The 25,368-nt window shown below is 62.6% G+C and carries 27 protein-coding genes; 8 read left to right on the forward strand and 19 right to left on the reverse strand.

Features of this window, described 5'->3' with window-relative positions; translation table 11 throughout:
- Positions 1 to 10: 10 nt before the first annotated feature.
- The 5 genes from M1D88_RS16335 to M1D88_RS16355 all read right to left on the reverse strand — a co-directional run bounded on the left by M1D88_RS16335 (position 11) and on the right by M1D88_RS16355 (position 4,198).
- On the reverse strand, positions 11 to 895 hold the full coding sequence (locus M1D88_RS16335) for a 3-hydroxyacyl-CoA dehydrogenase family protein (RefSeq protein ID WP_458111795.1): 885 nt from the start codon (positions 893 to 895) through the stop codon (positions 11 to 13).
- A complete protein-coding gene (locus M1D88_RS16340; RefSeq protein ID WP_458111796.1) occupies positions 892 to 1,683 on the reverse strand; it encodes an enoyl-CoA hydratase/isomerase family protein in 792 nt (263 codons plus the stop codon). Before M1D88_RS16340 ends, M1D88_RS16335 begins: the two co-directional genes overlap by 4 nt.
- Positions 1,683 to 2,912 carry a thiolase family protein gene (locus M1D88_RS16345; protein ID WP_458111797.1) on the reverse strand — a complete coding sequence of 410 codons (1,230 nt, stop codon included), beginning with the start codon at positions 2,910 to 2,912 and terminating at the stop codon, positions 1,683 to 1,685. Before M1D88_RS16345 ends, M1D88_RS16340 begins: the two co-directional genes overlap by 1 nt.
- 153 nt (positions 2,913 to 3,065) lie before the next feature.
- Positions 3,066 to 3,722: a pentapeptide repeat-containing protein gene (locus tag M1D88_RS16350; protein WP_458114554.1), complete on the reverse strand. Its 657-nt coding sequence runs from the start codon at positions 3,720 to 3,722 to the stop codon at positions 3,066 to 3,068.
- Between the two features lie 17 nt (positions 3,723 to 3,739).
- Positions 3,740 to 4,198, reverse strand: a complete 459-nt coding sequence (locus M1D88_RS16355; protein WP_458111798.1) for an SRPBCC family protein — start codon at positions 4,196 to 4,198, stop codon at positions 3,740 to 3,742.
- A 137-nt stretch (positions 4,199 to 4,335) separates the two neighbouring features.
- Here M1D88_RS16355 and M1D88_RS16360 point away from each other — a divergent pair, with 137 nt between their 5' ends.
- Entirely contained in the window at positions 4,336 to 4,512 is a 177-nt protein-coding gene (locus M1D88_RS16360; protein ID WP_309108095.1) for a CsbD family protein, read from the forward strand.
- Between the two features lie 132 nt (positions 4,513 to 4,644).
- Here M1D88_RS16360 and M1D88_RS16365 read toward each other — a convergent pair whose 3' ends face one another.
- From M1D88_RS16365 to M1D88_RS16390, 6 genes are all read right to left on the reverse strand, one after another.
- Entirely contained in the window at positions 4,645 to 6,105 is a 1,461-nt protein-coding gene (locus M1D88_RS16365) for an amino acid permease (protein ID WP_458111799.1), read from the reverse strand.
- A 139-nt stretch (positions 6,106 to 6,244) separates the two neighbouring features.
- Positions 6,245 to 7,951, reverse strand: a complete 1,707-nt coding sequence (abc-f, locus tag M1D88_RS16370; protein ID WP_458111800.1) for a ribosomal protection-like ABC-F family protein — start codon at positions 7,949 to 7,951, stop codon at positions 6,245 to 6,247.
- A 128-nt stretch (positions 7,952 to 8,079) separates the two neighbouring features.
- Positions 8,080 to 8,226, reverse strand: coding sequence for a hypothetical protein (locus tag M1D88_RS16375; protein WP_309108098.1), 147 nt, complete (start codon positions 8,224 to 8,226; stop codon positions 8,080 to 8,082).
- A 4-nt stretch (positions 8,227 to 8,230) separates the two neighbouring features.
- Positions 8,231 to 9,106, reverse strand: coding sequence for a metal ABC transporter permease (locus tag M1D88_RS16380; RefSeq protein ID WP_458111801.1), 876 nt, complete (start codon positions 9,104 to 9,106; stop codon positions 8,231 to 8,233).
- Between the two features lie 2 nt (positions 9,107 to 9,108).
- Positions 9,109 to 9,861: a metal ABC transporter ATP-binding protein gene (locus M1D88_RS16385; RefSeq protein WP_458111802.1), complete on the reverse strand. Its 753-nt coding sequence runs from the start codon at positions 9,859 to 9,861 to the stop codon at positions 9,109 to 9,111.
- Positions 9,858 to 10,811 carry a metal ABC transporter substrate-binding protein gene (locus M1D88_RS16390; protein WP_458111803.1) on the reverse strand — a complete coding sequence of 318 codons (954 nt, stop codon included), beginning with the start codon at positions 10,809 to 10,811 and terminating at the stop codon, positions 9,858 to 9,860. The genes M1D88_RS16385 and M1D88_RS16390 overlap by 4 nt, the downstream gene beginning before the upstream one ends.
- 52 nt (positions 10,812 to 10,863) lie before the next feature.
- Between M1D88_RS16390 and M1D88_RS16395 the strand changes: the two genes are divergently transcribed.
- Positions 10,864 to 11,613: a CPBP family intramembrane glutamic endopeptidase gene (locus M1D88_RS16395; RefSeq protein ID WP_458111804.1), complete on the forward strand. Its 750-nt coding sequence runs from the start codon at positions 10,864 to 10,866 to the stop codon at positions 11,611 to 11,613.
- Here the strand turns inward: M1D88_RS16395 and M1D88_RS16400 are convergent.
- From M1D88_RS16400 to M1D88_RS16415, 4 genes are all read right to left on the reverse strand, one after another.
- Positions 11,582 to 13,405: a hypothetical protein gene (locus M1D88_RS16400; protein WP_458111805.1), complete on the reverse strand. Its 1,824-nt coding sequence runs from the start codon at positions 13,403 to 13,405 to the stop codon at positions 11,582 to 11,584. The genes M1D88_RS16395 and M1D88_RS16400 overlap by 32 nt on opposite strands.
- Positions 13,406 to 13,468: 63 nt before the next feature.
- On the reverse strand, positions 13,469 to 14,386 hold the full coding sequence (locus tag M1D88_RS16405) for a carbohydrate ABC transporter permease (protein WP_458111806.1): 918 nt from the start codon (positions 14,384 to 14,386) through the stop codon (positions 13,469 to 13,471).
- A 3-nt stretch (positions 14,387 to 14,389) separates the two neighbouring features.
- Positions 14,390 to 15,334: a carbohydrate ABC transporter permease gene (locus M1D88_RS16410; protein WP_458111807.1), complete on the reverse strand. Its 945-nt coding sequence runs from the start codon at positions 15,332 to 15,334 to the stop codon at positions 14,390 to 14,392.
- A gap of 3 nt (positions 15,335 to 15,337) precedes the next feature.
- Positions 15,338 to 16,612, reverse strand: coding sequence for an ABC transporter substrate-binding protein (locus M1D88_RS16415; RefSeq protein ID WP_458111808.1), 1,275 nt, complete (start codon positions 16,610 to 16,612; stop codon positions 15,338 to 15,340).
- 264 nt (positions 16,613 to 16,876) lie between these two features.
- Between M1D88_RS16415 and M1D88_RS16420 the strand changes: the two genes are divergently transcribed.
- The 4 genes from M1D88_RS16420 (at position 16,877) to M1D88_RS16435 (ending at position 20,456) form a co-directional block, all read left to right on the forward strand.
- On the forward strand, positions 16,877 to 17,317 hold the full coding sequence (locus M1D88_RS16420) for a VOC family protein (RefSeq protein ID WP_458114555.1): 441 nt from the start codon (positions 16,877 to 16,879) through the stop codon (positions 17,315 to 17,317).
- 21 nt (positions 17,318 to 17,338) lie between these two features.
- Complete coding sequence (locus M1D88_RS16425; protein WP_458111809.1) at positions 17,339 to 18,313, forward strand: 1,4-dihydroxy-2-naphthoyl-CoA synthase; 975 nt, start codon at positions 17,339 to 17,341, stop codon at positions 18,311 to 18,313.
- Between the two features lie 68 nt (positions 18,314 to 18,381).
- Positions 18,382 to 19,515 carry an AMP-binding protein gene (locus tag M1D88_RS16430; protein ID WP_458111810.1) on the forward strand — a complete coding sequence of 378 codons (1,134 nt, stop codon included), beginning with the start codon at positions 18,382 to 18,384 and terminating at the stop codon, positions 19,513 to 19,515.
- Positions 19,516 to 19,574: 59 nt separating this feature from the next.
- On the forward strand, positions 19,575 to 20,456 hold the full coding sequence (locus M1D88_RS16435) for a 1,4-dihydroxy-2-naphthoate polyprenyltransferase (protein WP_458111811.1): 882 nt from the start codon (positions 19,575 to 19,577) through the stop codon (positions 20,454 to 20,456).
- Positions 20,457 to 20,461: 5 nt separating this feature from the next.
- Here the strand turns inward: M1D88_RS16435 and M1D88_RS16440 are convergent, their stop codons facing one another.
- Positions 20,462 to 20,770, reverse strand: coding sequence for a DUF4229 domain-containing protein (locus tag M1D88_RS16440; protein ID WP_458111812.1), 309 nt, complete (start codon positions 20,768 to 20,770; stop codon positions 20,462 to 20,464).
- A gap of 108 nt (positions 20,771 to 20,878) precedes the next feature.
- Between M1D88_RS16440 and M1D88_RS16445 the strand changes: the two genes are divergently transcribed.
- Positions 20,879 to 21,268 carry a PLDc N-terminal domain-containing protein gene (locus M1D88_RS16445; RefSeq protein ID WP_458111813.1) on the forward strand — a complete coding sequence of 130 codons (390 nt, stop codon included), beginning with the start codon at positions 20,879 to 20,881 and terminating at the stop codon, positions 21,266 to 21,268.
- 198 nt (positions 21,269 to 21,466) lie between these two features.
- Positions 21,467 to 21,610, forward strand: coding sequence for a hypothetical protein (locus M1D88_RS16450; protein WP_458111814.1), 144 nt, complete (start codon positions 21,467 to 21,469; stop codon positions 21,608 to 21,610).
- Here the strand turns inward: M1D88_RS16450 and ccsB are convergent.
- From ccsB to M1D88_RS16465, 3 genes are read right to left on the reverse strand one after another with little or no spacing between them, the layout of a single operon-like run.
- The gene (ccsB, locus tag M1D88_RS16455; protein WP_458111815.1) at positions 21,607 to 22,728 is read right to left on the reverse strand and encodes a c-type cytochrome biogenesis protein CcsB; all 1,122 of its coding nucleotides are present in this window, start codon (positions 22,726 to 22,728) and stop codon (positions 21,607 to 21,609) included. The genes M1D88_RS16450 and ccsB overlap by 4 nt on opposite strands.
- Positions 22,728 to 24,608: a cytochrome c biogenesis protein ResB gene (resB, locus tag M1D88_RS16460; RefSeq protein ID WP_458111816.1), complete on the reverse strand. Its 1,881-nt coding sequence runs from the start codon at positions 24,606 to 24,608 to the stop codon at positions 22,728 to 22,730. The genes ccsB and resB overlap by 1 nt, the downstream gene beginning before the upstream one ends.
- Entirely contained in the window at positions 24,608 to 25,363 is a 756-nt protein-coding gene (locus M1D88_RS16465) for a cytochrome c biogenesis CcdA family protein (RefSeq protein ID WP_458111817.1), read from the reverse strand. The genes resB and M1D88_RS16465 overlap by 1 nt, the downstream gene beginning before the upstream one ends.
- Between the last annotated feature and the right edge of the window lie 5 nt (positions 25,364 to 25,368).

The following is a 25,368-nucleotide window of genomic DNA, read 5'->3' on the forward strand; positions in this document are numbered from 1 at the left end:
CCTCCGGCCCTTAGCCAGTCCAGTCGAAGAACCCCTTACCGCTCTTTCGCCCCAGCTCACCGCGAGCCACCTTCTCGCGCAGGATCTGCGGCGGAGCAAAACGCTCCCCGAGGGTGGAATGCAGGTATTCGGCGATGCCCAGGCGGACGTCCAGCCCTACGATGTCTGTGGTCCGGAGGGGTCCCGTGGGGTGTTTATAGCCCAGCACCATGGCGGCATCTATGTCCTCGGCCGAGGCCACCCCTTCTTCGACCATGCGCATCGCCTCCAGCGCTATCGCAACGCCCAGGCGCGAGGAGGCAAAACCCGGAGCATCCCGGACGACGACGGCCGTCTTGCCCAGCGCCTCCGTCCACCCTTTTGCGGCAGCGGCCAGCTCGGCAGAGGTCTCCCGTCCGAGAACCACTTCAATCAGGCTCGAGGCAGGAACAGGGTTGAAGAAATGCAGTCCCACAAAGTCCCCAGGCCGCTGCAGCTGCTCGGCAAGCTCCGAGACTGAGAGCGACGACGTGTTGGACGCCAAATAGGCTCCGTCGGGCAGCTGCTGCTCAACCAGTCTCAGCGCGCCAGCCTTCAGTTCGAAGTCCTCAGGCACGGCCTCGACCACCAGGTTGCAGTCCGCGAAATCGGCATAATCCACCGAAACGGCCAGGCGTGAAGCCATTTCGTCCAGATTCCCGTCAGTGGAGCCGCGCTGTAGGGATTTCGCCGCCGCGGATTCCACGCGTTCGCGGGCGGCAGCGGCCGACGGTTCATCGCGCTCGACGACGGTGACGTGGGCACCGTTGATCAGGAACGCGTGCGCAATTCCGGCGCCCATCCGGCCCCCACCAAGTACGCCCACTTTGCGTGGAAGCTTCTGCGGCAGGCCAGTGGGAAGTGAGGAATCGCTCATGCTTTTTTCTTCTTCCGATTGGCAGATTTATTGTCCAGGAACGCCTGCATCCGGTCGAACTTGGCCTCAGATTCGAACAGGACCGCTTGCGCCAGCTGGTCGATGGCAGGGTGGGCGTCCGGCGGCACGTGGAACACGGACTTGGTGATGCGGACCGCCAGGGGGTCCTGCTGTGCAATCCTGTCAGCGAGATGATGTGCTGCAGCCATCAGCTCGGGGGCGTCGTGGATTTCGGTAATGAGATGCGCAGCCAGAGCCTCCTCTGCCCGAAGCACCAGCCCGGCGAGCAGGATCTGCTTCGCCAGGGGCTCACCCACCAGTTCCTTCAGCCGCCAGCTGGCCCCTGCGGCAGCAAGAATCCCCAATCCCGTTTCCGGGTTGCCGATCCGGACGCTGGGAGTGCCGATCCTGAAGTCGGCTGCATAGGCCAGCTCCGCCCCTCCCCCGAGGCAATAGCCATCCACCGCTGCAATCACCGGCATGGGCAACTTGGCGATCCGCACGAAAATGGTGGAGTTAATCCCCAGCAGCGCGTCGTCCCTCCTGCGTTCCCGCAGCTGGGAAATATCCGCGCCCGAGGCGAAAACCCCTTCCACACCGGCGAGGATGAGGATCTTGGGCCGCCGCTCCAGTGCGGTGCAAACCACATGGAGCTCGTCCACCATCTGCTGGTCAATGGCGTTACGGACTTCGGGACGGTTGAGCAGCACCACCACCCTGTCATCGCGCTCCTCAACGAGGAGAGTTGCGAAGGCCCCGGAACTGAGCAGGTTGGAATCCGATCCCATCACACTCGCTCCAGCAACATGGCGGCTCCCTGGCCAACGCCAACACACATGGTTGCCAGCCCCATCCGGGCATCTTCGCGTTCCATCCGGCCCAGCAAAGTAATGGTGATACGGGAGCCGCTGGAACCCAGCGGGTGGCCCAAAGCGATCGCGCCGCCGTCGTTATTGACGATATCCGGGTCAAGCCCCAGGCGCCGGATACAGGCCAGCGATTGGGTTGCGAACGCTTCGTTTAGTTCGACGGCGCCAAGGTCGCCGATGGTGTAGCCACTCCGCTCCAGCACTTTCTGGGTGGCCGGAACAGGGCCGATACCCATAATCTCGGGCTCGCAGCCGGCGGAGCCGCCGTCCACGATGCGGGCACGGGGCGTCAGACCGAGCCGCTCGATCGCCGCCTCCGACGCCACGATGATGGCCGAGGCGCCATCATTCAGGGATGACGAATTGCCCGCCGTGACAATCGACCCACCGGTGGTCACGGGCCGAAGCCCGGCGAGGACCTCAAGGGTGGTGTCCTCCCGCGGACCCTCGTCAGTGTCAACCACCGTTTCCCCCTTGCGGCCTTTTACGGTGACGGGGACGATTTCGTCCTTGAACCTGCCTGCGGCGATGGCCGCGAGGGATCTCTCATGGGAGCGGACCGCAAAGGAGTCGGCATCTTCGCGGGAAATTCCATCCACCCGGCCGACTTCCTCTGCTGTTTCCGGCATGGAGAATGTCATCTTTCCGTCCCGGGACAACTCCCCCTTACTGAAGTGCGGATTGGCGAAGCGCCAGCCAATGGACGTGTCGAAGATGGCTCCAGGCTTGGCGAACGCGGCCTGCGGCTTTTCCTGCACCCAGGGCGCGCGGGTCATTGACTCCACCCCGCCCGCAACCACGATGTCCGCCGCTCCTGCCTTGATCATGTGGCTCGCCATCAAAATGGCACTCAGCCCTGACGCGCAGAGCCGGTTCACTGTAATTCCCGGGATGTGCACCGGCAGTCCGGCCAGCAGAGTAGCCATGCGGGCCACGTTGCGGTTTTCCTCGCCTGCCCCGTTGGCATTTCCGAGGATCACTTCCTCGATGGAATCCGGATCCAGCCCTGACCGCGACACGGCCTCCCGGACCACCAGGGCGGCCAGATCATCGGGGCGGACAGCTGCCAAGGCGCCGCCGTAACGCCCGACGGGGGTTCGGACACCGCCCACCAGAAATGCTTGGGGTCCTGCTCCTGCTTGGGCCATTGGTTCATCCTTCACACGATTAACAGCACTGTCATCAGAACGGCAAACAGCTCCACGGGCAAGACGCAGGCCCGGCGACCAGCAATATTTACCGACCGTTCGTTCTATAAAGATTACACGGCGGAATCAAGGGGTCAACCAACAGCCCTTCGGCTACAGGACGCGGACCCCCAGATGCGCGGCCAGCAACGGGGCGAGGAGACTGAGCTGGTAATCATCAATGACCACACCCGCCAGGCTTTCGAGTCCGTTGATAGTCCGAAAATCCGTAGTGCGCAGGTCGAAGTCCTTCAGCTTGGCGCCGCTGAAATCAAGGGTGCCGATGGTGCAGTTCCTCAGAGCGACGCGGTTGGCTGTCACAGAGCCCAGATCCAGTTCATTGATGATGCAGTCGCTGATCTGGACATCGTTGAGTTTGGAACCTCGCAGGTTCAGGTAGTCGAGTTTGCCGCCGTCGATCCTCACGGATTGCCAGCCGCTCTCGTAGACTTCCGCCGATCCCCAGCGCGGGCTCGAGATCTCGACGTCGCGCCACGTGGTCCGCGCCGCGGCAAACACCGGAGCATAGACCTCACTCAGCACGCAGTCCTTGAAGGAAGCGCCCCGCAACTGGGCCTCGTTGAAGGAGACACTGACGAACTCGCACTCGGCAAAATCAGTTCCGTTGAGTTCGAGGCCGTCGGCTGCCGCCCGGCTGTACCGGGCGCCGTCGTACCTCTCACCCCGGCGGAAGTCCGGAGCAGGATCCTCCCGAAGTTCCGTCAAGCGGACGGGTGACAGCCTGGGACTTCCAACTTTGGCCGAGTTCACAGCGGAACCGGCAGCCACTACAGCGACTCTGCTTTGGCCGCGATTTCAGAGAGGTCCTTCGCCAGCGCCCTGCGCGTAAAGGTCATTCCGATCTTTCCGAAAATGGCCATCATGGCCTTGCTGAACGCACTGGGCTCGCGCATCTCGGCCCCGAACGTGAGCGTCAGGTCCGTTCCGCCGTCGCGCTCGGCAAGCGTAAAACGCGAGGTGTAGTCGGCTCCGCCCTGCAGGGCTTTCACGGTGGTACTGCGGGGCGGGTCAGCCTGGGACACCCACATTTCGACAGTTTCAGAGCGGCCCATCATAGTGCGCGTCTCCTTCCAACGGGTCCCCTCGCCATAGGGCCCGTCCGTGAGGAGCTGGACGGAATCAACGCCCGAAAGGGTGGCCGCTGAGCCCGGAATGTCCGAAATTACAACCCAGACCTTATCCGCGGTGGCGTTAATGTGCTTGGTGATGGTGGTTGTGTGCTCCATACTCCGAGCCTAGCCGTGGGCGGCGACAATCAGGAGACCGGCAAACCACCCAAACCCCCACTTGAAATAGTAAGTATGCTTCGTGTTACGGTAATTGTGCTTAGTTTTTCAACCGGCAACGAAAGGTGGTTAACACCATGGGTATCGGCGACAAGATTCAGAACGAAGCGGAAAACCTCGGCGGCAAGGCCAAGGAAGCAGCCGGCAACGCCACGGATAATGACCGCCTTCGCGCAGAAGGCCAGAAGGACCAGGTTGTTGCTGACGCCAAGAAGGTTGGCGAAAACGTGAAGGACGAGTTCAAGAGGGACTAAGCAGGAACAGCAGCGAGGGCCGTGCAGGCCCCAGCTGCTGAGCTGGTTTCGATGCGCCGGCGGCGGACCCTTTCCATTGGGGGAGGTCCGCCGCCGGTTTTCTTCTGCCTGAATATCTGCCCTGAATAAGGGCTAGCTGAACAGTGCGTTCTTGGGTTCGTTGTTCTTGACCTTCTGCCAGCCAAGCCACAGAAGCAACGCGAAGAACGGGATGGTAGCCAGCGTCCACAGCCCCAGGTGGAACACTTCGCCGGTCTTGCTGGTCATGGTGTCGAAGCCAATGAGCACGGTGATGGCCAACAAAGAAATGAGGCCGGCCCAGCTGCTCCACGGCGAACCCGGCATCGGCAGGCTGGAAACGTCGCCCTTTTTCGTGCGCAAGGCAATCTGGCTGGCGAAGATCGCTCCCCAGGTGAAGATCACGCCGATAGATGCGGAGTTCAAGGCGAGGTCGAAGGCATGTGAGCCGCCCAGCCAGATGTTCAGCAGGATGCCGACGAGATAAACGGCACCGATGGCCAGGATAGCGGCGTACGGCACGTGGCTCTTGGACATCCGGGTCAGCCATTCCGGGGCATGGCCGTTGTTGGCCATGGTGCGGAAGATACGGCCGATTGAGTACAGGCCCGAGTTGCAGGAGGACAGTGCGGCGGTGATGACGATCATGTTCATGGCATCGCCCATCCAGCCCAGGCCCATCTGGCCGAACACGGTGACGAACGGCGAGGTGCCGGCAACGTACTGGTCCGAAGGCAGCAGCATGGCCAGAAGGGTCACGGAGCCGACGTAGAACACCACGATCCGGAAGACGACGGCGCGGATCGCTTTGGGAACTTCCTTGGCCGGGTCCTGCATTTCACCGGCGGTGATGCCCACGAGTTCAATGCCGTTGTAGGCGAAGATCACGGCGTTCAGGACCAGGATCATGACGAGGGCACCCTTGGGGAACATTCCGCCCTCGGCTGCGAAGAGGTTGCTGACCGAGGCATTTCCGTCGCCCACCTGGGCGTTGGTGACAACCATGAACGTTCCCACGGCCAGGAAGATGACGATAGCGCCCACTTTGAGGCAGGAGGCCCAGAATTCGAATTCGCCGAACGCCTTGACACTCAGGAGGTTGACGCCCACGAGCAGCAGGAGCGCTGCAATCGCGGACAATTCGACCGGAACGTTGGGGAAGAAGAACTGGAAGTACAGTCCGATCGCGATGAGTTCGGCGATCCCTGTCATGGCCCAGTTGATGAAGTACATCCATCCGGACAGGTACGCGCCCTTCTTGCCGAACATTTCGCCGGCATAGCTGACGAAGGAACCGGACGTCTGGCGGTACATTACGAGTTCGCCCAGGGCGCGCATCAGCAGGTAAGCGATGACGCCGGCAATGGCGTACGAGAAAATCAGGGCGGGGCCCGTGGAGGCAAGGCGCCCGCCGGCACCCATGAAGAGGCCGACGCCGATGGCGCCGCCCATCGCGATCATGGTGACCTGACGGCCGCTCAGGGACTTCTTGTAGCCCTCGGCGCTGAGAGTGGAGTCGACGACGGCGGGTTGCGTCGTCGCGCTCTGAAGTTCTGTGGGGGTGGTTTGTGGCACAGCTGATCCTTGTGGGTAGGGGTTTGGCTGCGCGCCTCAGCCCCCTTTTCAGCACAGAATATTCGGGTTTTACCTCTTTTGAAGGCAGTATCTGTGCGTGAACTCACATGGGGCCGAATGGTGGCACGGCTCATCCATCCTACAAGACTCCCCGCTGGAGCCGTGACCCGGGCAACAGTGAGCCGTTCTCCATCGAGTACCTGACCCAGCGTCCGGCGTCGTCCGTCCTTGCCTTATCGCTCTTCTGCGCGCAGCCGGCGAACCACTCCCGCAGAGCGCGATCGTGGCTGACCATAACCAGCGTCCCGGCAAAACCAGCCAGTGCCTCCTCGAGTTGCTCCACGAGCACCGGGGCCAGGTGGTTGGTGGGCTCATCCACGATCAGCGTGCCGTAACCGCCCAGCAGCAGCCTGGCCAGGGCAAGCCTGCGCTGCTGCCCGGCGGAGAGGCCACCCACCGGAACGTGGAACTCGCTGGTGCGGAACAGTCCCAGGCGGAGCAGCGCCTCGGCGTGTTCGTCGATGTTTCCGCCCAGGCCGGCCGCGAATGCCGGAAGGAGACGGAGACCGGGCCGTCTAGGGAGCTCCAGTTCCTGCTGCAGGTAGCCGATCCGCGCTGGCCTCGTCACGGTCCCTTCAACAGGTTCCAGCGTGCCTGCCAGAAGTGAAAGCAGTGTCGACTTGCCCGCACCGTTGGGTCCCGTGATGAGGATCTTCTCGCCGGCGTCGGCATGGAAGTCCGTGGGCTCGAGGCGGCCGGGAATCGCCACGCCCCGGGCATCCAGAACCTTCACTGGGACATCCGCTGCCTCCTGGGTCTCCGGGTCCGGCTCCACATCAAGCTCTGCGGCCAGGCGCAACGGAACAGGCGGCCGGTCAACGGGGCTCTCCTCCAGGCGTCGTAGCCGCTCCTGGGCGTTGCGGACCTTGCTGCTGGCTGCCTTCTGCCACGTCCCGGCCTTGAAATCGAAACCCATCTTGTCGCCGTCGCGCTGGCGGGCGTAGCCCATCTTGCCGGAAACGGTGGCGGCCTGGCGTTGTTCGGCCTCCATGGCGTCCAGCCAGGCCTCGTATTGCTGGACCCAGCGTTGGCGTTCCGCTGCCTTCTCCCGAAGGTACCCCTCGTAACCGTTGCCGTAGCGGGTGACGGAGCGGCGCTCGGCATCAACCTCGATCACGGTGGTGGCTACTTTCCTCAGCAGCACACGGTCGTGGGAGACCACCACCACGCTGCCACGGTGGGCGGCGAGCCGCTCCTCCAGCCAAGCGGTTCCACGGGCATCCAGATGGTTCGTGGGCTCGTCCAGGAGCAGAATGTCCGCGGGATCGGCCAGAACGCACGCCAAGGCCACCCGTTCCTGTTCGCCGCCGGAGAGCGAGCCCAGCACCCTGTTCCGGTCCAGGCCACCCAGGCCCAGCCTGTCCAGCGCCGCCTCCACCCTTGATTCCGCCGCGTACCCTTCGCGCAGCTGGTACTCGGTCTGCAGCCTTCCGTACGCTTCCAGTTCCTCGGCTTCGGCGTCGGCCAGCCCGGCCTCCAGGCGGTCAAGCTCAGCCTCGATGGCACGCAGGGATGCCAGGGAGCCGTCAATGGCAGCTCCCACCGTGAACGACTCCGGCAGACCGTGTGCCTGTGCCAGGTAGCCCACCCGTCCGTGGCTGGCCACGGTGCCTTCATTCGGCGCCTCCAGACCGGCCATGATGCGGAGGAGCGTGGATTTGCCTGCCCCGTTTTCGCCGACGACGGCCACGTGCTCACCCGCAGTGATGACCAGGCTGACGGCGTCCAGGAGTTGGCGATCGCCGTAGCCATGGGAAACGCCGGAAAGAGAGAGATGTTCGGTCATGGGAAGTCCTTGAACGTCAGGAGGGTGGCCCCGGAGCGTGCACGGGATTCCTGGAAACTCGACGATCCCTGAAAGCGTGACGGAGGCCTTGGCAAACGGAGTGAGGCGCGGCTGAGCGGCGCCTTCAACTAGGACTTCATCGGTCCAGACTGCCAAGTGCCAGCCACAACGTCAAGGCGGGTCCCGCCGTCGTCGAACTCGCCGGAACGGTGCGGAGTCGCCGGAACTTTCCGGCGAGCCGGCACTGTTCCGGCGACTTCACGCTCCTGAGCCATGTTTCTAGGCGGAAAGTGCCGCCACTTTCTTCCGGCGGGCCTTGGCCAGGCGGGTCCCGATCAGGCCCTGCCGCGGGCTGAAGAGATAGACGACGGCGAACACGGCGCCCTGCGTCAGCACCACCATGCCGCCGGAGGCAGTGTCCAGGTAGTAGCTGAGGTAGATGCCCGCGATGGAGCAGGCAGCCGAGACCACCGGGGCGATGAGCAGCATCCGCGAGAACCTGTCCGTCAGCAGGTACGCCGTGGCCCCGGGGATGATGAGCATGGCCACCACCAGCACCACGCCTACCGTTTGCAGCGCCACCACGGACGTCAAAGCCAGGAGTCCCAGAAGCAGCGCACCCAGCCGCCGCGGAGAGAGCCCGATGGCGTGGGCATGAACAGGATCGAAGGCATACAGGGTGAGGTCGCGTCGTTTCAGGATGAGGATGGCGAACGCCACCACTCCCAACACCAGGACCTGGATCAGGTCCGGCACACTGACGCCCAGGAGGTTTCCGAAAATGATGTGGTTCAGGTCCGTTTGGCTGGGAGTGACGGAGATGAGCACGAGGCCCAACGCGAACAGCGACGTGAACACGATCCCTATCGCCGCGTCCTCCTTGACCCGGCTGGTGTTGCGGACCACCCCAATCAGGGTCACGGCAATGAGCGCGAACACGAGGGCGCCGAGGGCAAAGGGCGCCCCCACCATGTACGCCAGGACCACTCCCGGCAGGACGGCATGGGAAACGGCGTCGCCCATAAGGGACCACCCGATCAGCACCAGCCAGCAGCTGAGGACGGCACAAACCACAGCGGCGAGCGCGGTGGTGATGATAGCGCGGACCATGAAGTCGTAGCTGAGGGGCTCCAGCAGGATGTCGATTAGGTCCATCCTCAGCCCCTTCCGCGGTTGAGGACGTCCAGGCCGAACGCCATGGCCAGATTCTCGGGCTGCAGCACCACGTCCGGCGGACCGTGCATCAGGACCTTACGCATCAGCAGTACAGCCTCATCACACAATTGCGGCAGGGCGTGAAGGTCATGGGTGGAAATCAGGATGGTGCAGCCGTCACTGGCCAGTTCGCGCAACAGGCGTGTGATGGTGGCCTCGGATCGCTTGTCCACGCCGGCAAAGGGTTCATCCAGGAGCATCATGGTGGCGCCCTGGGCGATGCCGCGGGCAACGAAGGCCCGCTTTTTCTGGCCGCCGGAGAGCTGCCCGATCTGGCGGTCGGCGAACTCCGTCAGTTCCACACGGTCCAGTGCATGCTCGACGGCGGCGCGGTCCGCTTTGCTCGCACGTCGCGTGAACCCTTGGTGGCCATAGCGGCCCATCATGACGACGTCGCGGACGGACAACGGGAACTGCCAGTCCACGTCCTCGCTTTGAGGCACATAGCCGATGCCGGCTTGCCGGCGCGCTTTGGAAGGCGACTCGCCCTGGATGAGGACCTTTCCGGCGTCGGGCTTGATCATCCCCATGATCACTTTGAAGAGGGTGGATTTTCCCGAACCGTTCATGCCTACCAGTCCGCAGATGCGCGCCGGGTCCAGGGTGAGGGAGGCTGCATCGAGCGCCAGGACCTCACCATAGTGCACGGTCACTCTGTCCACGGAGATTGCAGGGGTGCCGGTTCGGGGGTTCATGACGGCGAGCCTGTCAATGCTTCCGTGATGGTCTTGGCGTCATGCCGGATCAGGTCAAGGTAGGTGGGCACAGGGCCATCCGCTTCCGATAGGGAGTCAACGTAGAGAACTCCGCCGAATTCAGCGTCTGTTGCACTCACTACCTGTTGCATTGGGGCGTCTGAAACCGTTGATTCACAAAACACCGCCGGGACCTTGTTGGCTTTGACGTACTCGATGGCCCGCGCGATTTGCTGCGGCGTGGCCTGTTGCTCGGCGTTGACTGCCCAGATGTAGACCTCCCGGAGCCCGGCGTCGCGGGCGAGGTAGGAGAAGGCCCCTTCACACGTCACCAGGGCCCGCTGCTTTTCCGGGACAGCTGCCAGCTTCTGGACCATCTGATCCTGCACGGACTGGAGCTCGGCCTTGTACGCCTTGCCGTTAGCTTCGAAGACGGCAGTGTTGTCGGGGTCGAGCTTGGAGAAGGCCTTTACCATGTTGTCGACGTAGATCTGCACGTTCACCGGGGACATCCAGGCGTGGGGGTTCGGCTTTCCCTCGTAGGCATCCTCTCCGATGGGCATCGCTTTCACCCCGTCACTGACGACGGCGTGGGGAACGTCCAGGCCCTCCACAAACTGGGCGAACCAGACCTCGAGGTTCAGTCCGTTGTCGAGAATGAGATCTGCCTGGGCGGCTTTGCGGATGTCTCCCGGGGTGGGTTCGTAGCCATGGATTTCGGCCCCCGCCTTCGTGATGGATTCAACGCGGAGCTTGTCCCCGGCGACGTTGCGGGCAATGTCGGCAAGAACCGTGAAGGTCGTCAGTACAACGGGCCGGTTGTCATCTCCCCCGGTAGCGCCGGGAGAGGTGCCGCCACAGGCGGCAAGGGAAAGGGTCAGAGCCGCTGCTACAACTGCAACGGAGGTTCGGCGGACTACTTTGGCGCACCGAAACAAAAAGTTAGGCATACCGAATATTGTAGGAGAACGCGGAGGATCCCTGCAACGCTAGGCTTAATACATGGGTACAGTTCAACGGATTCCGCCAGCACCACCGGAACTTCAGCGCGTCTCATCCCTGGATCTCACGGCGCTGGGCCTGTACATCACCCTGTTCGCGCTTGCCAGCGAACTCCTGCTGCCATTGCTTGAGCAAGTCTCTCCCAGTCCGGCCATAGCTACCTACTCGGTCAACCTGCTCTCCTACGCTTGCGTAGGAATTGTGGCGTTTCTCGCTGCACGGCGGATTGTGGCGCGCGACCTCAGGATCCTGGGCACCCGTCCGTGGTTCACCTTGCTCATGGTGCCCGCCTGCCTGCTCGGCATGCTGATAGTGACGTCAATCCTGGTTGCCCTGGCAGGCACTGTCGAGCCCTCCGTTAATCAGGCCTCCGTCCAGGAACTGATCCAACAGGTGCCCGCCTGGCTCATCGTGCCGCTGCTCGTGGTGGTGGCGCCGTTTGTGGAAGAGTACTTTTTCCGGCATCTCCTGATCGGCAAACTGAGCCGGCGGATCAACATCTGGGTGTGCTGCGCGCTCTCCGTGGTTCTCTTCGCTGCCCTCCATGTGGTCGGCAAGCAGGATCTCACGCTGACGGTGCTGTTGCCGTACCTGGCCATGGGAGCCTCACTGGTCTTTGTGTACGTGTGGACCGGCAAGAACCTCATGTTTTCCTACTTCGTACATGCGTTGAAGAACCTGCTGGCTGTGGTCTTCATCTACGCCATACCTTCGGAGCTTATGGACCAGCTACAGCAGCTCCAGCCGTAGCGCCTGTCCCCCGGAGCGTCAGCCGCCTGGTGCCACGCGTCCGGCCCGTGATGTAGACCTTCGTGCCCTCCGTGGCGTTGGTCCCGCGCAGGTACGTGTAGTTCTCCCCCGGGTTGTACACGGGAGGTGTATCCGGATCCGCCACCGAGCCCGGGCCGAACTCGATGACGTCGGCGCCCAGCGAGTAGCGGCCCATCGAGTCCACCAACTGGTACACACCCTCCGATACTTCTTCCACACCCTCGAGCACACCCCCGGGCCGGAACGTCAGCTCAAGGGCAAACGAAGTGTCAGCGCCGTCGAAGGTGATGTCGACGTCGGCCTGATGGCCGTTGACTGCAACAGTCACTTCGGTACCGAGCCAATGCCGGATGGTGGGCCTGCCTGCAAAGTCCATGGCTGCACTGAAGCGTCCCTCATGGGATTGTTCGTAGATTCCGTCCTCCCGGCGCCGTTCAGCGGGCAGCGGAAGGTAAAAGGAAGCTTCCACCCTCTCGTGAAGCCGGACCCTCTCCCCCTCCGCCACGGTTTCCATGCTGCGGAAGGGGCCAAGGTTGAAGAAGTTGCGCGCGAGGCGCACATCGCTCAGGACGCTGTTTCCGTGCCGGAACCGCAGGAAGGTGGGGTTGTTGGACAACCCCGACGCAACGCCCGACGCCGAATGGTCGCCACCGCCGAAGACCGTTACGGCTGTTTCCCCTTGCCGGAAGCGGTAAGTTCCGCAGCTCTCGAGGGCGGCCCGTACGGGTTGGAGCACAGAGGGCATCTGGACTTGCCCGGCCTGCTGCTCCTGCTGCACTTGTTCCTTGTGCTCCTGCTGAGCGGGTTCCGGTCCCTGTGGAAGTACTCCGGCGAGTCCTGGCTGGACCCTGGTCTGTGCCAGCAATTTTGCCGGTTCCGGCAGCGGGAACCCGGACAGCCAGCGGGCCGCCGCGGCGAAGTCGCTGCGGTCGTCCTGAATGGCCAGGCGCCGGTACGGCAGCAGGAACCCGGCTGCGCCGAAGTCCAGCCACTGATCCTGGCGGCGTGAAAAGACCGATTCCACCGTTCCATCCGGGTTGAGCCACGGCAGGAACGCCTCAAGGTTCTTCCGCACAGGGTCCAGCAGCTCCGGGCGCCCGGACGAGTCGGCGATGATCAGCAGGGAAGGGTTGGTGACTGCCGAGGCATAGAGCGGGCTTCGCTCCGAGTACATGCCGTCCGGCAACTGGTCGATGCCTTCAGCCAGCCACTCGTCGATTCGCCGGTCAATTTCAGGCCGGGGGTCCAGGCTGTGGATCTGGGCGAGCGCGGCGCACAATTCCCAACGGTGGTTCGGTGTGTGGACTCCGCCCTCGACAAGAGCCGGAGTGATTTTTGCGATGATCCGCCAGAGCCGCGCTTCGATCTCCTGCAGCACCGCTGCTGACTCGCTGCCCTGGGCCCGGAGCAGCTGCACCGCCAGACAGGCGTCGTTGACGGTGAAGGCCGAGTCCGGCGGTGAGCTCAGGTTGTCTCCGCCAAACAATCCGTCGGGGCCCTGCAGCAGCTCGAGCCGTTCGAGGCAGCCCATCATGGGATCAACCAGCTGCCGGCTGCCATAAAATCGGGATTCCGGCCAGGTGAATACGGTGACGAGCCCAAGCAGATGACTCATTGCTGACCTGTGAGGCATTCCCGCCGTGGCGGCGCTCTCCTGCCGGGACGCAAGCAGCGGCAGAATGCCCGCTGTCTCGTGGTCGGCGTCGGCCGTTATCTTTGCCAGGAAGGCCTGATCAGTCTGGGTGGTCTGAAGGATCTGTGCGCTCCGCACTGCTGCCTTTCGTGCTCCTCCGCAGGACGCGGGAGGCTTCTAGCTGGGTTTCTACAGGGGTGGTCAGTCCTTCAGGCCGGCGCTGACGTCGGCGTTGAGGACATATTTCTGGAAGACGAAGAACACGAGCACCAGGGGCAGGATGGAGATCACCGAGGCTCCCAGCAGCACAGGCCAGTCGATGTTCTCCGCGCCGACGATACTCCGCAGCGCCACCTGGAGGGTGTACCACTTGGGGTCGTTCAGCACGATCAATGGCCAGATGTAGTCATTCCAGCGCCACTGGAAGGAGAAGATGGCCAGCGTGAACAGGATGGGCCGGGACAGCGGGAGCATGATCCGGAAGAAGATTGCCAGCTCGCTGGCACCATCGATCCGGGCTGAATGCAGCAGGTCGTCGGGGACCGTCAGGAAGAACTGGCGGAACATGAACACACCCGTGGCGGTCAGCACAGACGGCACAATGATGCCGGACAGGGAGTTGTACAGGCCGAGATCCCGGATCACGGTGAACGTCGGGTTCAGGATCACCTCAGTGGGCAACATGGTGGTGGCGAGAATACAGACGAAAAACAGGCGTGTGCCCGCATTGTTGTACTTGGCCAGGGCGTAACCGGTGCAGGCGCTGAAGAAGACCGTCAGCACCGTGGTCACGAGCGCCACTGTTGCCGTGTTCAGGAAGTACTGGGCAAAGTCCACGCGCTCCCACGCGTCGATGAAGCCCTGGAACGTCCATTCCCTGGGGATCATGGACAGCGGATAGGTGAACAGTTCACTTCCCGGCTTGAACGAACTGAGGATGAACCACAGCAGCGGCAGGGCGTAGATGCCCACGATCAGCCACATGAGGCCGGTCAGCGGCGCGGACAGCTTGGCCCGGCCGTGCCGCATGTTCTGTTTGTCAGCGTTGCGGGCGGCTTCCTCGGCCCCAACGACGACTACCTCGTCCGAGACGGGCGGCAGGTTGGCAGCTGTTGTCATGGTTCAGCCCTTCTTCCGGTTGAAGCGAAGCTGGATGAGCGCGATGGCCAGCAGGACCACCATCAACACCATGGATGCGGCACTTGCGTAGCCGACCTTGGACTGCTCAAAACCGGTCTTATAGATGTACTGGACGATCAGGACGTTCTCAGTTCCCGGTCCGCCGTTGGTCAGCGCCTGGATCATGGCGAATTCCTTCATCGCATGGATGGTGGAAAGCAGAATAACCATGAACGACGTGGGCGCGATGCCAGGCAGCGTCACGTGCCGGAAGCGCTGCCATGCATTGGCTCCGTCAAGTTCCGCCGCCTCCAGCAGGGCCTCCGGGATGTTCTTCAGCGCAGCTATGAACAGCAGCATGTTGAAGGCCGTGCCGCCCCAGGCCGCGGCAAAGATCACCACGGTAAGAGCCAGGTTGCCGTTGCTGGACCACGGCAGCGGGTTTCCGCCCAGCGTGGAGATGATGAAGTTGACGAAGCCGAAGTCCTGGCCAAACATCCACTTCCAGATGACACCCACCACGATGGGCGAGATCAGCCAGGGAAGGAAAATGATGATCTTGGCAGCCGTCCGCCCCCTGACCGCCCTGCTGACGAGGAGGGCGGCAACACCGAGGGATGAGACGTAGACCAGCGGCACTGACAGCACTGTGTAGAGGAAGGTGCGGCTCAGTGCAGCATAGAAGGTGCTGTCCGCAAAGAGCGTCTCGAAGTTTCGCAGGCCGATGAAGTTCAGCCTGCCGATGCCGCGGTAATCCGTGAATGAATAGATGAGCCCGAGCGCCCCGGGCCAGACGAAGAACACGAGGAAGAGCACCACATTGACGCCGATCAGGATCAGCGGGGCAAGGACGTAACGGTTGTGGCGCTTTTGCTGGGACTTGCTCCGCACGGCCGGCGTGCGGAGCGCCTCAGACGTCACTGTGGAGCCCGTGGTTGGAGTAGCCACGGCTTAGCCGCCGTTGTAAAGCTTCACGATGTTATCCACCGTGGTTTTTGCGTCCTGGCTGCCGCCGAGCATCTTGACTGTCTCTTCGCGGAGCGGGTCTCCCGAGAACGGGGTGGCCGCATAGGCCTCGGAGACCACACGTTTGATGGGGTTCTCGCCCTTGCCTTCGTTCTGGGCGATCTGCTGCTGGTACAGCTCAAAGGCAGCCTGCTGGAACGGGTACTCCACCTTCAGGTCCTTGGGCGGCAGGTAGCCGCCCTGCTTGGCAAACTCGGTGTAGTTGGCGTCATCGTAGAACCAGTCAATGAACTTCTTGGCTTCCTCGTCCTGGCCCGTGTCCTTGAACGCGACCATAAAGCCGCCGCCCAGGTTGGTGGCGTTCAGCGGCTGCTTGGGCAGCGGCACGGACATCCACTCAAAGTCCTTGATGTTCTTGTTGAAGTCCGCCACCTGCCAGCTGCCCGAGTAGTACGCCGCGACCTGGCCGCTCTTGAACATCGCGTTTCCGTCCTCGCCGCTGAGCCAGACGGATTTCGGCATGGTCTTGTCGTCGTTGATCTTCTGGAAGTATTCGAGCGTCTCAACGGCCTTGTCGTCCGCAGTGTACTTGTCGCCTTCCTTGGGGAATGCCGTGCTGCCGAACTGGTACATCATGGCGCGCAGACGGTGGCCGGAGCGGTCCATGACCACACCGTACTTCGCGCCGGCTTTCTCGCGGACCTGGTTGACGGCTGCGACAAATTCATCCCAGGTCCAGGAGTTTGCGATTCCTGTGGGGAATGCGACGCCGGCCTTATCGAAGAGGCTCTTGTTGACGAACAAGCCCACGGCAGTAAGGTCCGACGGGATGGCCGGGATGGTTCCGTCCGGGGCTTCCTGCAGGAAGTTCTCATCGATCTTCCGGTTCTTGGCAATGTCCGTCAGGTCCTGCAGCTGGGGGGCCCACAGTGGATCCAGGCCGGTAACGCGGGCCAGGGCCGGCAGGTCGTTGGCGGTTGCTGCATTCTTCAGCTTGGTGGTGATGTCCGCGGTGGGAACGTCCACTACCTCGATGGTGATGCCGGTGGCTTCCTTGTACTTCTTGGCTGCCGCGGCGAAGGCACCACCTTGGTTGGTGTCACCCGAGAGGACCAACTGAAGCGGCTTAGACGGGTCGGCTGCGCCCCCACCGCCACCGCCTCCACAGGCACTGAGAGCCAACGTGGCGGCCGACAAGCCAAAGACCGCCTTTCCAAGCTGGCGACGGCTGAGCTGGCTAAAGATTGTCTTCTCTGACACTGGACTTTCCTGTCTGTTCCGTGGTTGGTCACGTAGATCCGCACCAAGCTGGGGCGGCTGAGAACAAGTGGGAGAATCCCCCAATACTCCTCGTTGGAAAAGCCTTTCCCACGCCTCCACTGTGACCCATGTCATGACAATCTGTCAAGCTTTTGTTTGGGGGCAAATAGGTCTCTTTATTCCACTTGGGAAAAGGCCGTGATCAGGTCCCCACTTGTCCGCAAAGCCCTTCCGGGAACCATCCAGCCGAAGTATTTTCGTTCCATGGCACTGAACATCCAGCTAGCAGTCGACTGCAAGAACCCGCATGAGCTCGCCGATTGGTGGGCCGAGACCCTCGAGTGGGCGGTGGAACCACAGGACGAGTCCTTCATTCGCTCCATGATCGAGCAAGGATTCGCAACAGAGGCAGAGACCCAGCTCCACCAGGGAAGGCTCGTCTGGCGCGAGGGCGCCGCAATCCGGCCGCCGGATGAGATCGACGCCAAGCAGCCAACGCGGCGCATCCTGTTCCAGACAGTTCCTGAAGAGAAAACCGTCAAGAACCGGATTCATTGGGATGTCAGGATCGAAAGCGCTGACAAGGACGAGGTGCGGAAAGCCCTGGAAGCCCGGGGCGCAACGTTCCTTTGGACAGCCAATCAGGGACCCCATTCCTGGCACACGATGGCCGATCCCGAGGGCAACGAGTTCTGCATCAGCTAGCGCGATTACTAGACTCGGTGTGTGAGCACCCAACTACCTGCCAAGGTTTCCGACGTCTTTGACCCTTCCCGTTGGCGCACGGTGTCCGGCTTCGACGATTTCCAGGACCTGACATATCACCGGCAAGTGGAACGTTCCGGGGACGGTTCCGTGGTGCGGGACTTGCCCACCGTCCGCATTGCCTTCGACCGGCCCGAAGTCCGCAATGCCTTCCGCCCCGCAACCGTGGACGAGCTCTACCGGGCGATGGACCATGCGCGGATGACCCCGGACGTGGCAACCGTCCTGCTCACCGGCAACGGGCCCTCCCCCAAGGATGACGGGCATTCGTTCTGCTCCGGCGGCGATCAGCGGATCCGCGGCCGCGATGGGTATCGCTATGCGTTGGACGGCGCTTCAGGAGCCGCCGGGGAGTCCGCTGAATTCATCGACCCCGCCCGTGCAGGCCGCCTCCACATTTTGGAAGTGCAGCGCCTCATGCGCACCATGCCCAAGGTGGTGATCGCCGTCGTGAACGGCTGGGCCGCCGGCGGTGGCCACTCACTCCACGTGGTCTCGGACCTCACTATCGCTTCCCGCCAGCACGGCAAGTTCAAACAGACAGACGCCACGGTGGGAAGTTTCGACGCCGGTTACGGCTCCGCGCTGCTGGCCCGGCAAATCGGGCAGAAGGCCGCCCGGGAAATTTTCTTCCTGGCGCGTGAATATTCGGCTGAGGACATGGTCCGCATGGGCGCTGTCAACGAGGCTGTGGACCACGAACTGCTCGAGGACGTGGCCCTGGAGTACGCGGCCGACATCGCCCGGCAGTCCCCGCAGGCCATCCGCATGCTCAAGTTCGCTTTCAATCTGGCCGACGACGGACTCGCCGGCCAGCAGGTGTTCGCGGGCGAAGCTACCCGGATGGCATACATGACGGACGAGGCCGTGGAGGGCAAGGAGGCCTTCCTCGAGAAGCGCGAACCGGACTGGTCACGGTTCCCGTATTACTTCTGATGCGCTTCTGATGCTCACGAATCCGCTTCCAGCCCGCATGCTCCAGCTATAGTCGAAGGCAGACACTTGTGAACATTGAACCCGCGCTCAAGGCTCTCGCAGCCGCCCTCCATGGCGAGGGTCCCGCCGTCGAACTTTCCACGGGCCCGGACGGGAGCCCCGTTGTCTCTCCCGTCCAGACCCCGGGGTTCGACGACGCCGTGGTGGTGGTGCGGACCTCCGGTTCCACCGGGACGCCCAAGGCGACCGTGCTGACGGTGGAGGCACTCGCCGCTTCTTCCATGGCGACGGCGCTGGCGCTCAAGGGCGAAGGCCAATGGCTGCTCGCGCTCCCCGTGCAATATGTCGCCGGGCTTCAGGTGCTGGTTCGTTCATTGTTCGCCGGAACGCGCCCCTGGGCGATGGATCTCTCCACCGGCTTCACCCCGGAGGCTTTCACCGCGGCTGCCCTTGAACTCACTGACAGGATCCGGTTCACCTCCCTGGTGCCTACACAACTGCAGCGGCTGCTGGACTCCCCTGAGCCCGAAACCCTTGCCGTTCTCCGGCGTTTCAACGGCATTCTCCTTGGGGGTGCCCCGGCGTCAGCAGACCTGCTGCAGGCTGCGCGTGACGCCGGGCTTCGGGTGGTGACCACCTACGGTTCCGCCGAGACCTGCGGCGGATGTGTGTACGACGGCGTTCCCATCGAAGGCGTGGAGGTGAAGGTTTCCGAGGACGGACGGATCCTCCTTGGCGGGGACATTGTTGCCGCAGGGTACCTGGATGATCCCGACCTCACCGCCGAAACGTTCATCGAGGAGGACGGGCTCCGCTGGTTCCGCACCAATGATCTCGGGTCCATCAATGCAGAAGGCATCCTGACCGTGCTGGGTCGGGCAGACGACGTCGTCATCACCGGAGGCGTCAAGGTTTCCGCAGCACACGTGCAGGCAGAACTTGAAAAGCTCGACGGCGTCACGGCAGCTTTTGTGACGGGCGTCCCGTCAGAGGAGTGGGGGCAGGCTGTGGCCGCCTATGTTGCCGTTGCTGACAGCACTCCGGAGGGGATCAGCGGCTTCACCGCCAGGCGCCACCACCTGCTGGGACAACTGGCGCCCAAGACAATGCTGGCCGCGCCGGAACTGATCATGTTGCCTAACGGAAAACCTGACCGCCTGGCTATGACGGAGTTGCTCAACGAGCTCCATCAGGGAAAGTAAAGTAGACCTGCAACCCGCTGCACGTCCGCAGCTTCCTGAACCAACAAGAGGTACTCACTGTGGCAACAGCCGCCCAATGGATCCAAGGCGCCCGTCCGCGCACGCTGCCGGCAGCGATCGCTCCGGTACTGATCGGCACGGCCGCCGCTTTCGAGATGGGTGCCTTCCGGCCGGTCAACGCCGTTCTTGCCGGTGTGGTGGCGCTGCTGCTGCAGATTGGCGTCAACTACGCCAACGACTACTCCGACGGCATCCGCGGCACTGATGAGGACCGTGTGGGGCCGCTGCGCCTTGTGGGTTCCGGCGCTGCCCGCCCCCACCAGGTCAAGCAGGCCGCTTTTGCAGCCTTTGCCCTGGCCATGCTGTGCGGACTGGCCCTGGTAATCATCACGCAGGCATGGTGGCTTATCCTGGTGGGCCTGGGCTGCGTACTGGCTGCGTGGGGCTACACCGGAGGGAAGAACCCGTACGGCTACCTGGGCCTGGGAGATGTCTTCGTGTTCGTCTTCTTTGGACTCGTAGCCACCCTCGGCACAACGTATACGCAGGCTGGCCACATAAACCTCGCAGCCATCATCGGTGCCATAGGCACCGGACTTATTGCCTGCGCCCTGCTGATGGCCAACAACGTCAGGGACATTCCCACCGATACCAAGGCAGGCAAAAAGACGCTGGCAGTACGGCTGGGAGACAAGCACGCGCGGGAGAGCTACGTCCTGATGCTGGCCGTCGCCATCCTTCTTGTGGTGGTTCTCGCGCCGGGACGGCCATGGATGCTCCTGGTACTCCTGCTTATCCCAGCGAGCCTGATGCCGTCCTGGCTCATGATCAACGGCAGGAAGCGCAAGAGCCTCATCCCCGTCCTCAAACAGACTGGCCTGATCAACCTGGGTTACAGCGTGCTGTTCTCTGCAGGCCTGATACTGACCCGGGGCGTCTAAACCTCTCAGGCGTCTTTGGGGCGCTTTTCCATTTTGACCGTGACGTCAGGGTGGGCATCCACCAAGCTGTCCTCGGCGTTCGCGTCATCCACTTCGCCCGCGGTCCGGATCGGCTTGGCGCGGCCGGAGAGCCGCTCCTGAACTGCCCCCGCGGCGGCGTCGCGTTGCTTCTGGAAGAACAGGTAGCTGATGCCAAACGCGATGAGGCCGGCGCAGATCACGGACAGAATTGCGCCCAGCTCCAGCAGTTGGAAAAGCACGAACAACGGCACAAACAGTGCCAGACGAATCAGGGAGTATTTCAGGAAAGCCACTCTTCAAGTTTAGCCGCCCCGGAAGACGCCTGTTATCGGCAGGACCGAGCCGGTCCCTGTGATCCAACCGTAGCCATGTGAGCGGCCCCCGGAGGCTAGACTGGATGTATGCCCCGCGTTCTGCTCGCCGTCGCCGTACTAACCATCGTTGTCTATGGTCTGGTTGACGTGATCCGGACTGATCGTCGGCTCACGCGTGGAATTTCCAAGCCAGCCTGGATTGTGGTGATGGTGGTTCTGCCGGTGATCGGAGCCGCGCTCTGGTTCATTTTCGGCCGCCCCCGTGGCAGCAGGCCGGCGCAGCAAACCTTCCGCCACCCTACAGCTCCCGACGACGATCCCGAGTTCCTCCGCGCCTTGGAGCTCCGGCGCCGTAACCAGGCCGAGGCTGACAGGCTTAAGAAGCTCAAGGACCAGCTCGACGCGCGGGAACAGAAGCGCGGCGACGGATCCGATGAAAGCCGCGACGACGCCCAGGGCAACGACGAAGTCAAGTGACCTGCTTTAGTCACCCCGGTTAGGTGAACTGGTAACCGGCGCTAAATCTGCTAAGTTTTCGCGTCATAAAAAGCCAGCCGTGCCTGTATAGAAGGCAGGGGGAATCTTCACCCTCGTCTATCGAATCAGCGGTCCGGGGGACAGACAGTGGAAGCAGCGGTTGATATTGGAGATCTGTATGCTCACTACCGGCAGGCAATGGACGGAAACCCTGACGCCGAGACAGCACTGGCACTGACTTGGGACGTCCTGGAAGCAGCCGACCAGGCCCTGGGGCCACGACGGAAACCTCGCCGGGTGACGGGGGACGAGAGGCCGGACTACCAGAGCCCCGAATACTAGAGGCCGGAGTACGAGTGAAGGCCGTTGAAGAACTGGTTCACAATGGTGAAGTTGAAGACCACGCACAGGTAGCCCACGATTGACAGCCATGCCGCCCTGGTTCCGGTCCAGCCTCTCGTGGCCCGGGCATGCAGGTATCCCGCATAGACAACCCAGATCACAAACGTCCAGACTTCCTTGGTGTCCCAACCCCAGAAGCGGCCCCACGCCTTTTCGGCCCAGATGGCGCCGAACATCAGGGTGAAGGTCCATCCGACAAAAGCGATGGCGTTGATCCGGTAGGACAGGTTTTCCAGGCTCAGGGCCGACGGCACCAGGCGCATAAAGCCAAGTTTGTCTCCCCCACCGGAAGCAATGGTTTTTTGCCGGTGTGCCTGAACCAGTTGCAGCGCGGACATCGCGAACGTCAGCGTGAAAAGCGCCGATGACAGCACGGCGATGGAGACGTGGATGATCAGCCAGTAGCTCTGGAGCGCGGGGACGAGATGGCCCACAGGGGTCCAGTAGGAAATGCTGGCCGCAACCAACATGACGACCACCAGCCCGACCACAAACGTGCCAAGGAACCGCAGGTCACGGCGGATCAGCACCAGCAGGAAGACTGCAACGGCCACAAAAGCGCCGGTGGTGAGAAACTCGTACATGTTTCCCCAGGGAACCCGCCCGGCGCCCAAGGCACGGGTAAGCACTCCGGCGGCATGGATCGAGGCTCCGAGGACGGTCAGAGCGACTGCCACACGGGCCGGAACGCGGCGCTCGGCTCCATAGCGCATTCCGGCGTCAGCGGTTTGTCCCAGCCCTGAGCCCTCACCTGCCGGGGAGACTGCCGATGACGGCCGTTCGGCCCGCCCAACAGGCCCGCTGACGTCGGAGTCTGTCCGGTCAGTACTTGCTTCCCTCACGGAGCCGGCTGAAACAGGAATCTTTGCTGCGGCAGGGGACGAAACAGCTTCCAGGGCTTCGGCTGCTGCAGCTGCCTTGAGGTCCACTGCCCGGAGGGCTGAACTGCTTCTGGCCAGGTCCCAGGCAAAGGCAATGAAGGCCACCGTGTAGGTACCTGCTGCAAGGAGCATAAAGAGCTCGCTGTACGCGCCCATGGTTTCGTTGATGCCAAGCATTACTGGTCCTTCTTAGACTCTGTCGAGCCTGCTGTTGACTGGATAACGTCTGCTGGGGGGGCTTCTGTGACTGCGGAGGCTTCTGCTGCTGTGGCCGCCGTGGCATCTGCTGCTTCCGTAGCCTCTGAACCGGCGTCGCGTTCAGCCCCACCATTATCCGCCTGCCCGCTGGGAGCACTCTGGGAATCCTTCGCTTCGGCGTCCCGGGATTTCAGGCCCCACTCCTCCTCCAGCAACTCACGGATGGCCTTCGCTTCCGCCGCCAGGCGGTGGTCCTCGCCTCGAGCCAGGAGTGCGTACTCCACCATGGTGCGGCCATCCTCATGGATGCCGGCCCGGACCCAGACCCGACGCCGGTTCACATAGAGGGAAGTGACCAGTCCCGCCACGGCCAGCAAAGCAAAGATCAGGGCGTAAAGCTGCCCAGGGTTGTGGTGGATGTCCACGCCGATGTAGCGCTTCACCCCGTCAAAGCTGACGGATCCCTTGCCGTCCGGGAGTGTGTAGCTGGTTCCCGGCTCAAGCGTGATGCCCCCGGCGTCGAGATTCCGGGCGTTGAGCGGCGTCAGTTTCTCGACGTCGAGCTCGAAGACGTTCTGCGGAGCGCCGGTGTCCAGCCCAAGGTCTCCAAAGTACGAGTTCAACGACAGCCTTGGGTTGAAGAGTTCAGGATCGCCGCTGAAGGAAACGCCTTCATTGCTGACCATCGCCGTGGGAAGGAAGAACCCGGCAAAGCCCAGTTGGTCGGGCTTGGCGTCGGGGACCTTGATCACCACAGACGAGTAATAGTGATCCCCCTGCAACCGTGCTATCACTGGGCCTTGGAAGGCTACATTGCCCTGCCCGTCCCGGATGGTGACCAGTGGAGCATAGCCATTGCCTGTGAGGTAGAGGCTGGTGCCGCCCAGGGTCAAAGGATCGTTAACCTTGAGAACTTCCTGCTGTTCCGGGGCGTCCGGTGATTCCTTGGTGGTGACGTCGGCCCTGAAGTCGATGGGTTGACCCTTCTTGCCTTCCGATTCCCTGTCGAAGGTGGCCCGGAACTTGTCCAGTCGAACAGAGTAGGGCTGGAGCTGACTGCTCTGGAAATTGGTTCCGGGCGTGAACTGGTCGTACCCAACGAGGGTGTTCACGAACGTATCGCCTTCAACCAGGATGCGCTGCCCGCTGTAGCCGAACAGTCCGCCGGCCGCCACGGAGACGAGCACCCCGATCAGGGATGTATGGAAAACGAGGTTTCCCACTTCTTTCAGGAACCCGCGCTCGGCCCCCAAAGACGGCTGCTCACCGTCGTCGTCCCTCACCTCAACACGGTAACCGCGCTTCTTCAGCATGCCGGCGGCGTCGTTAACAGCGCGCGACGCCGTGATCCCGGCGTCCGCCGGAACCACCAGGGTGCCGTATTCGGGGAGGCGGGAAAGGCGTTTGGGTGTCCGGGGAGGCTGCGACCGCATGGCCTTGTAGTGCGCTATTGCCCGCGGCACAACGCAGCCGATCAGCGAAATGAACAGCAGGATGTAAATGGCGGAGAACCATGCGGAGGAGTAGACGTCGTAGAGCTGGAGGGCATCCAGCACCTTGCCGTAATCACCGTTGTCCTTGATGTACTGGGTGACGATTGAAGGGTTGGCGGGCCGTTGCGGAAAAAGCGAACCGGGCACGGCAGCCACCGCCAGGAGGAGGAGCAGGAACAAGGCGGTACGCATGCTGGTGAGCTGCGTCCATGCCCAGCGAAGCGTTCCCTTGACGCCAAGAGCCGGGAGGGCAGCTTCAGCTTTGGCCGCAGCAACAGGATTGGCCCCGGGGGCGGCGTCCTTGGGTGCCTGTTGGCTGGCGGCCGTCTCCGGAGAGTTCTTCTGTTCTTTCACACGCTCGCTCATCAGATTGGCAACTTCACATCGGTTTGGAACCAGTACTGCAACCCGGTAACCCAGGCTCCCCACAGGCCGGTGGCCATCAGGAGACCGAGCACGATCAGAATTCCTCCGCCAATCCGCTGAATGGCGAGGCGGTGCGTACGGAAGAAGGACATCACACCGATTCCCCTCCGGACCGCCAGCGCGATCAGGAGGAATGGAATTCCCAGGCCGAGGCTGTAGACGAAAGCCAGGAACGCCCCCTTGGCCGCCGAAGATCCGCCGGAGAGGCTGAGGAGCTGCACTGCCGAGTAGGTGGGACCTATGCACGGAGCCCAGCCCAGCCCGAAGGTAATTCCCAGTAAGGGTGCGCCCCACAGCCCTGCCGGCGGCTTGGCATGAATCTTGGCATCCCGCTGGAACCACCCGAATCCACCCATGAACACCACGCCCATCGCAATGACCAGGAGGCCAAGAATCTGGGTGATCCACGCGTTCTCCGGCCCAGTGATCAGGGTTCCGAGTTGGCCGAAGGCGCCACCCAAGAGGACAAAGATGGCCGAGAAACCCAACACGAACAAGCCGATGCCCGCCAGCATCCGGCCGCGCTTCTGCTTCTGCAGGTCCACGCCCGTGAGCCCTGTGACGTAGCCCAGATAGCCCGGGACCAGCGGCAGCACGCACGGTGAAAGGAAGGAGACCAGTCCCGCCAGCAGAGCCACCGGGATGGCAAGCAGGAGCGATCCATTCAGGATGGCCTCGGCAAAGGGACTGTTCACTGGGA

It is taken from the genome of Arthrobacter sp. R1-13, assembly GCF_054161475.1.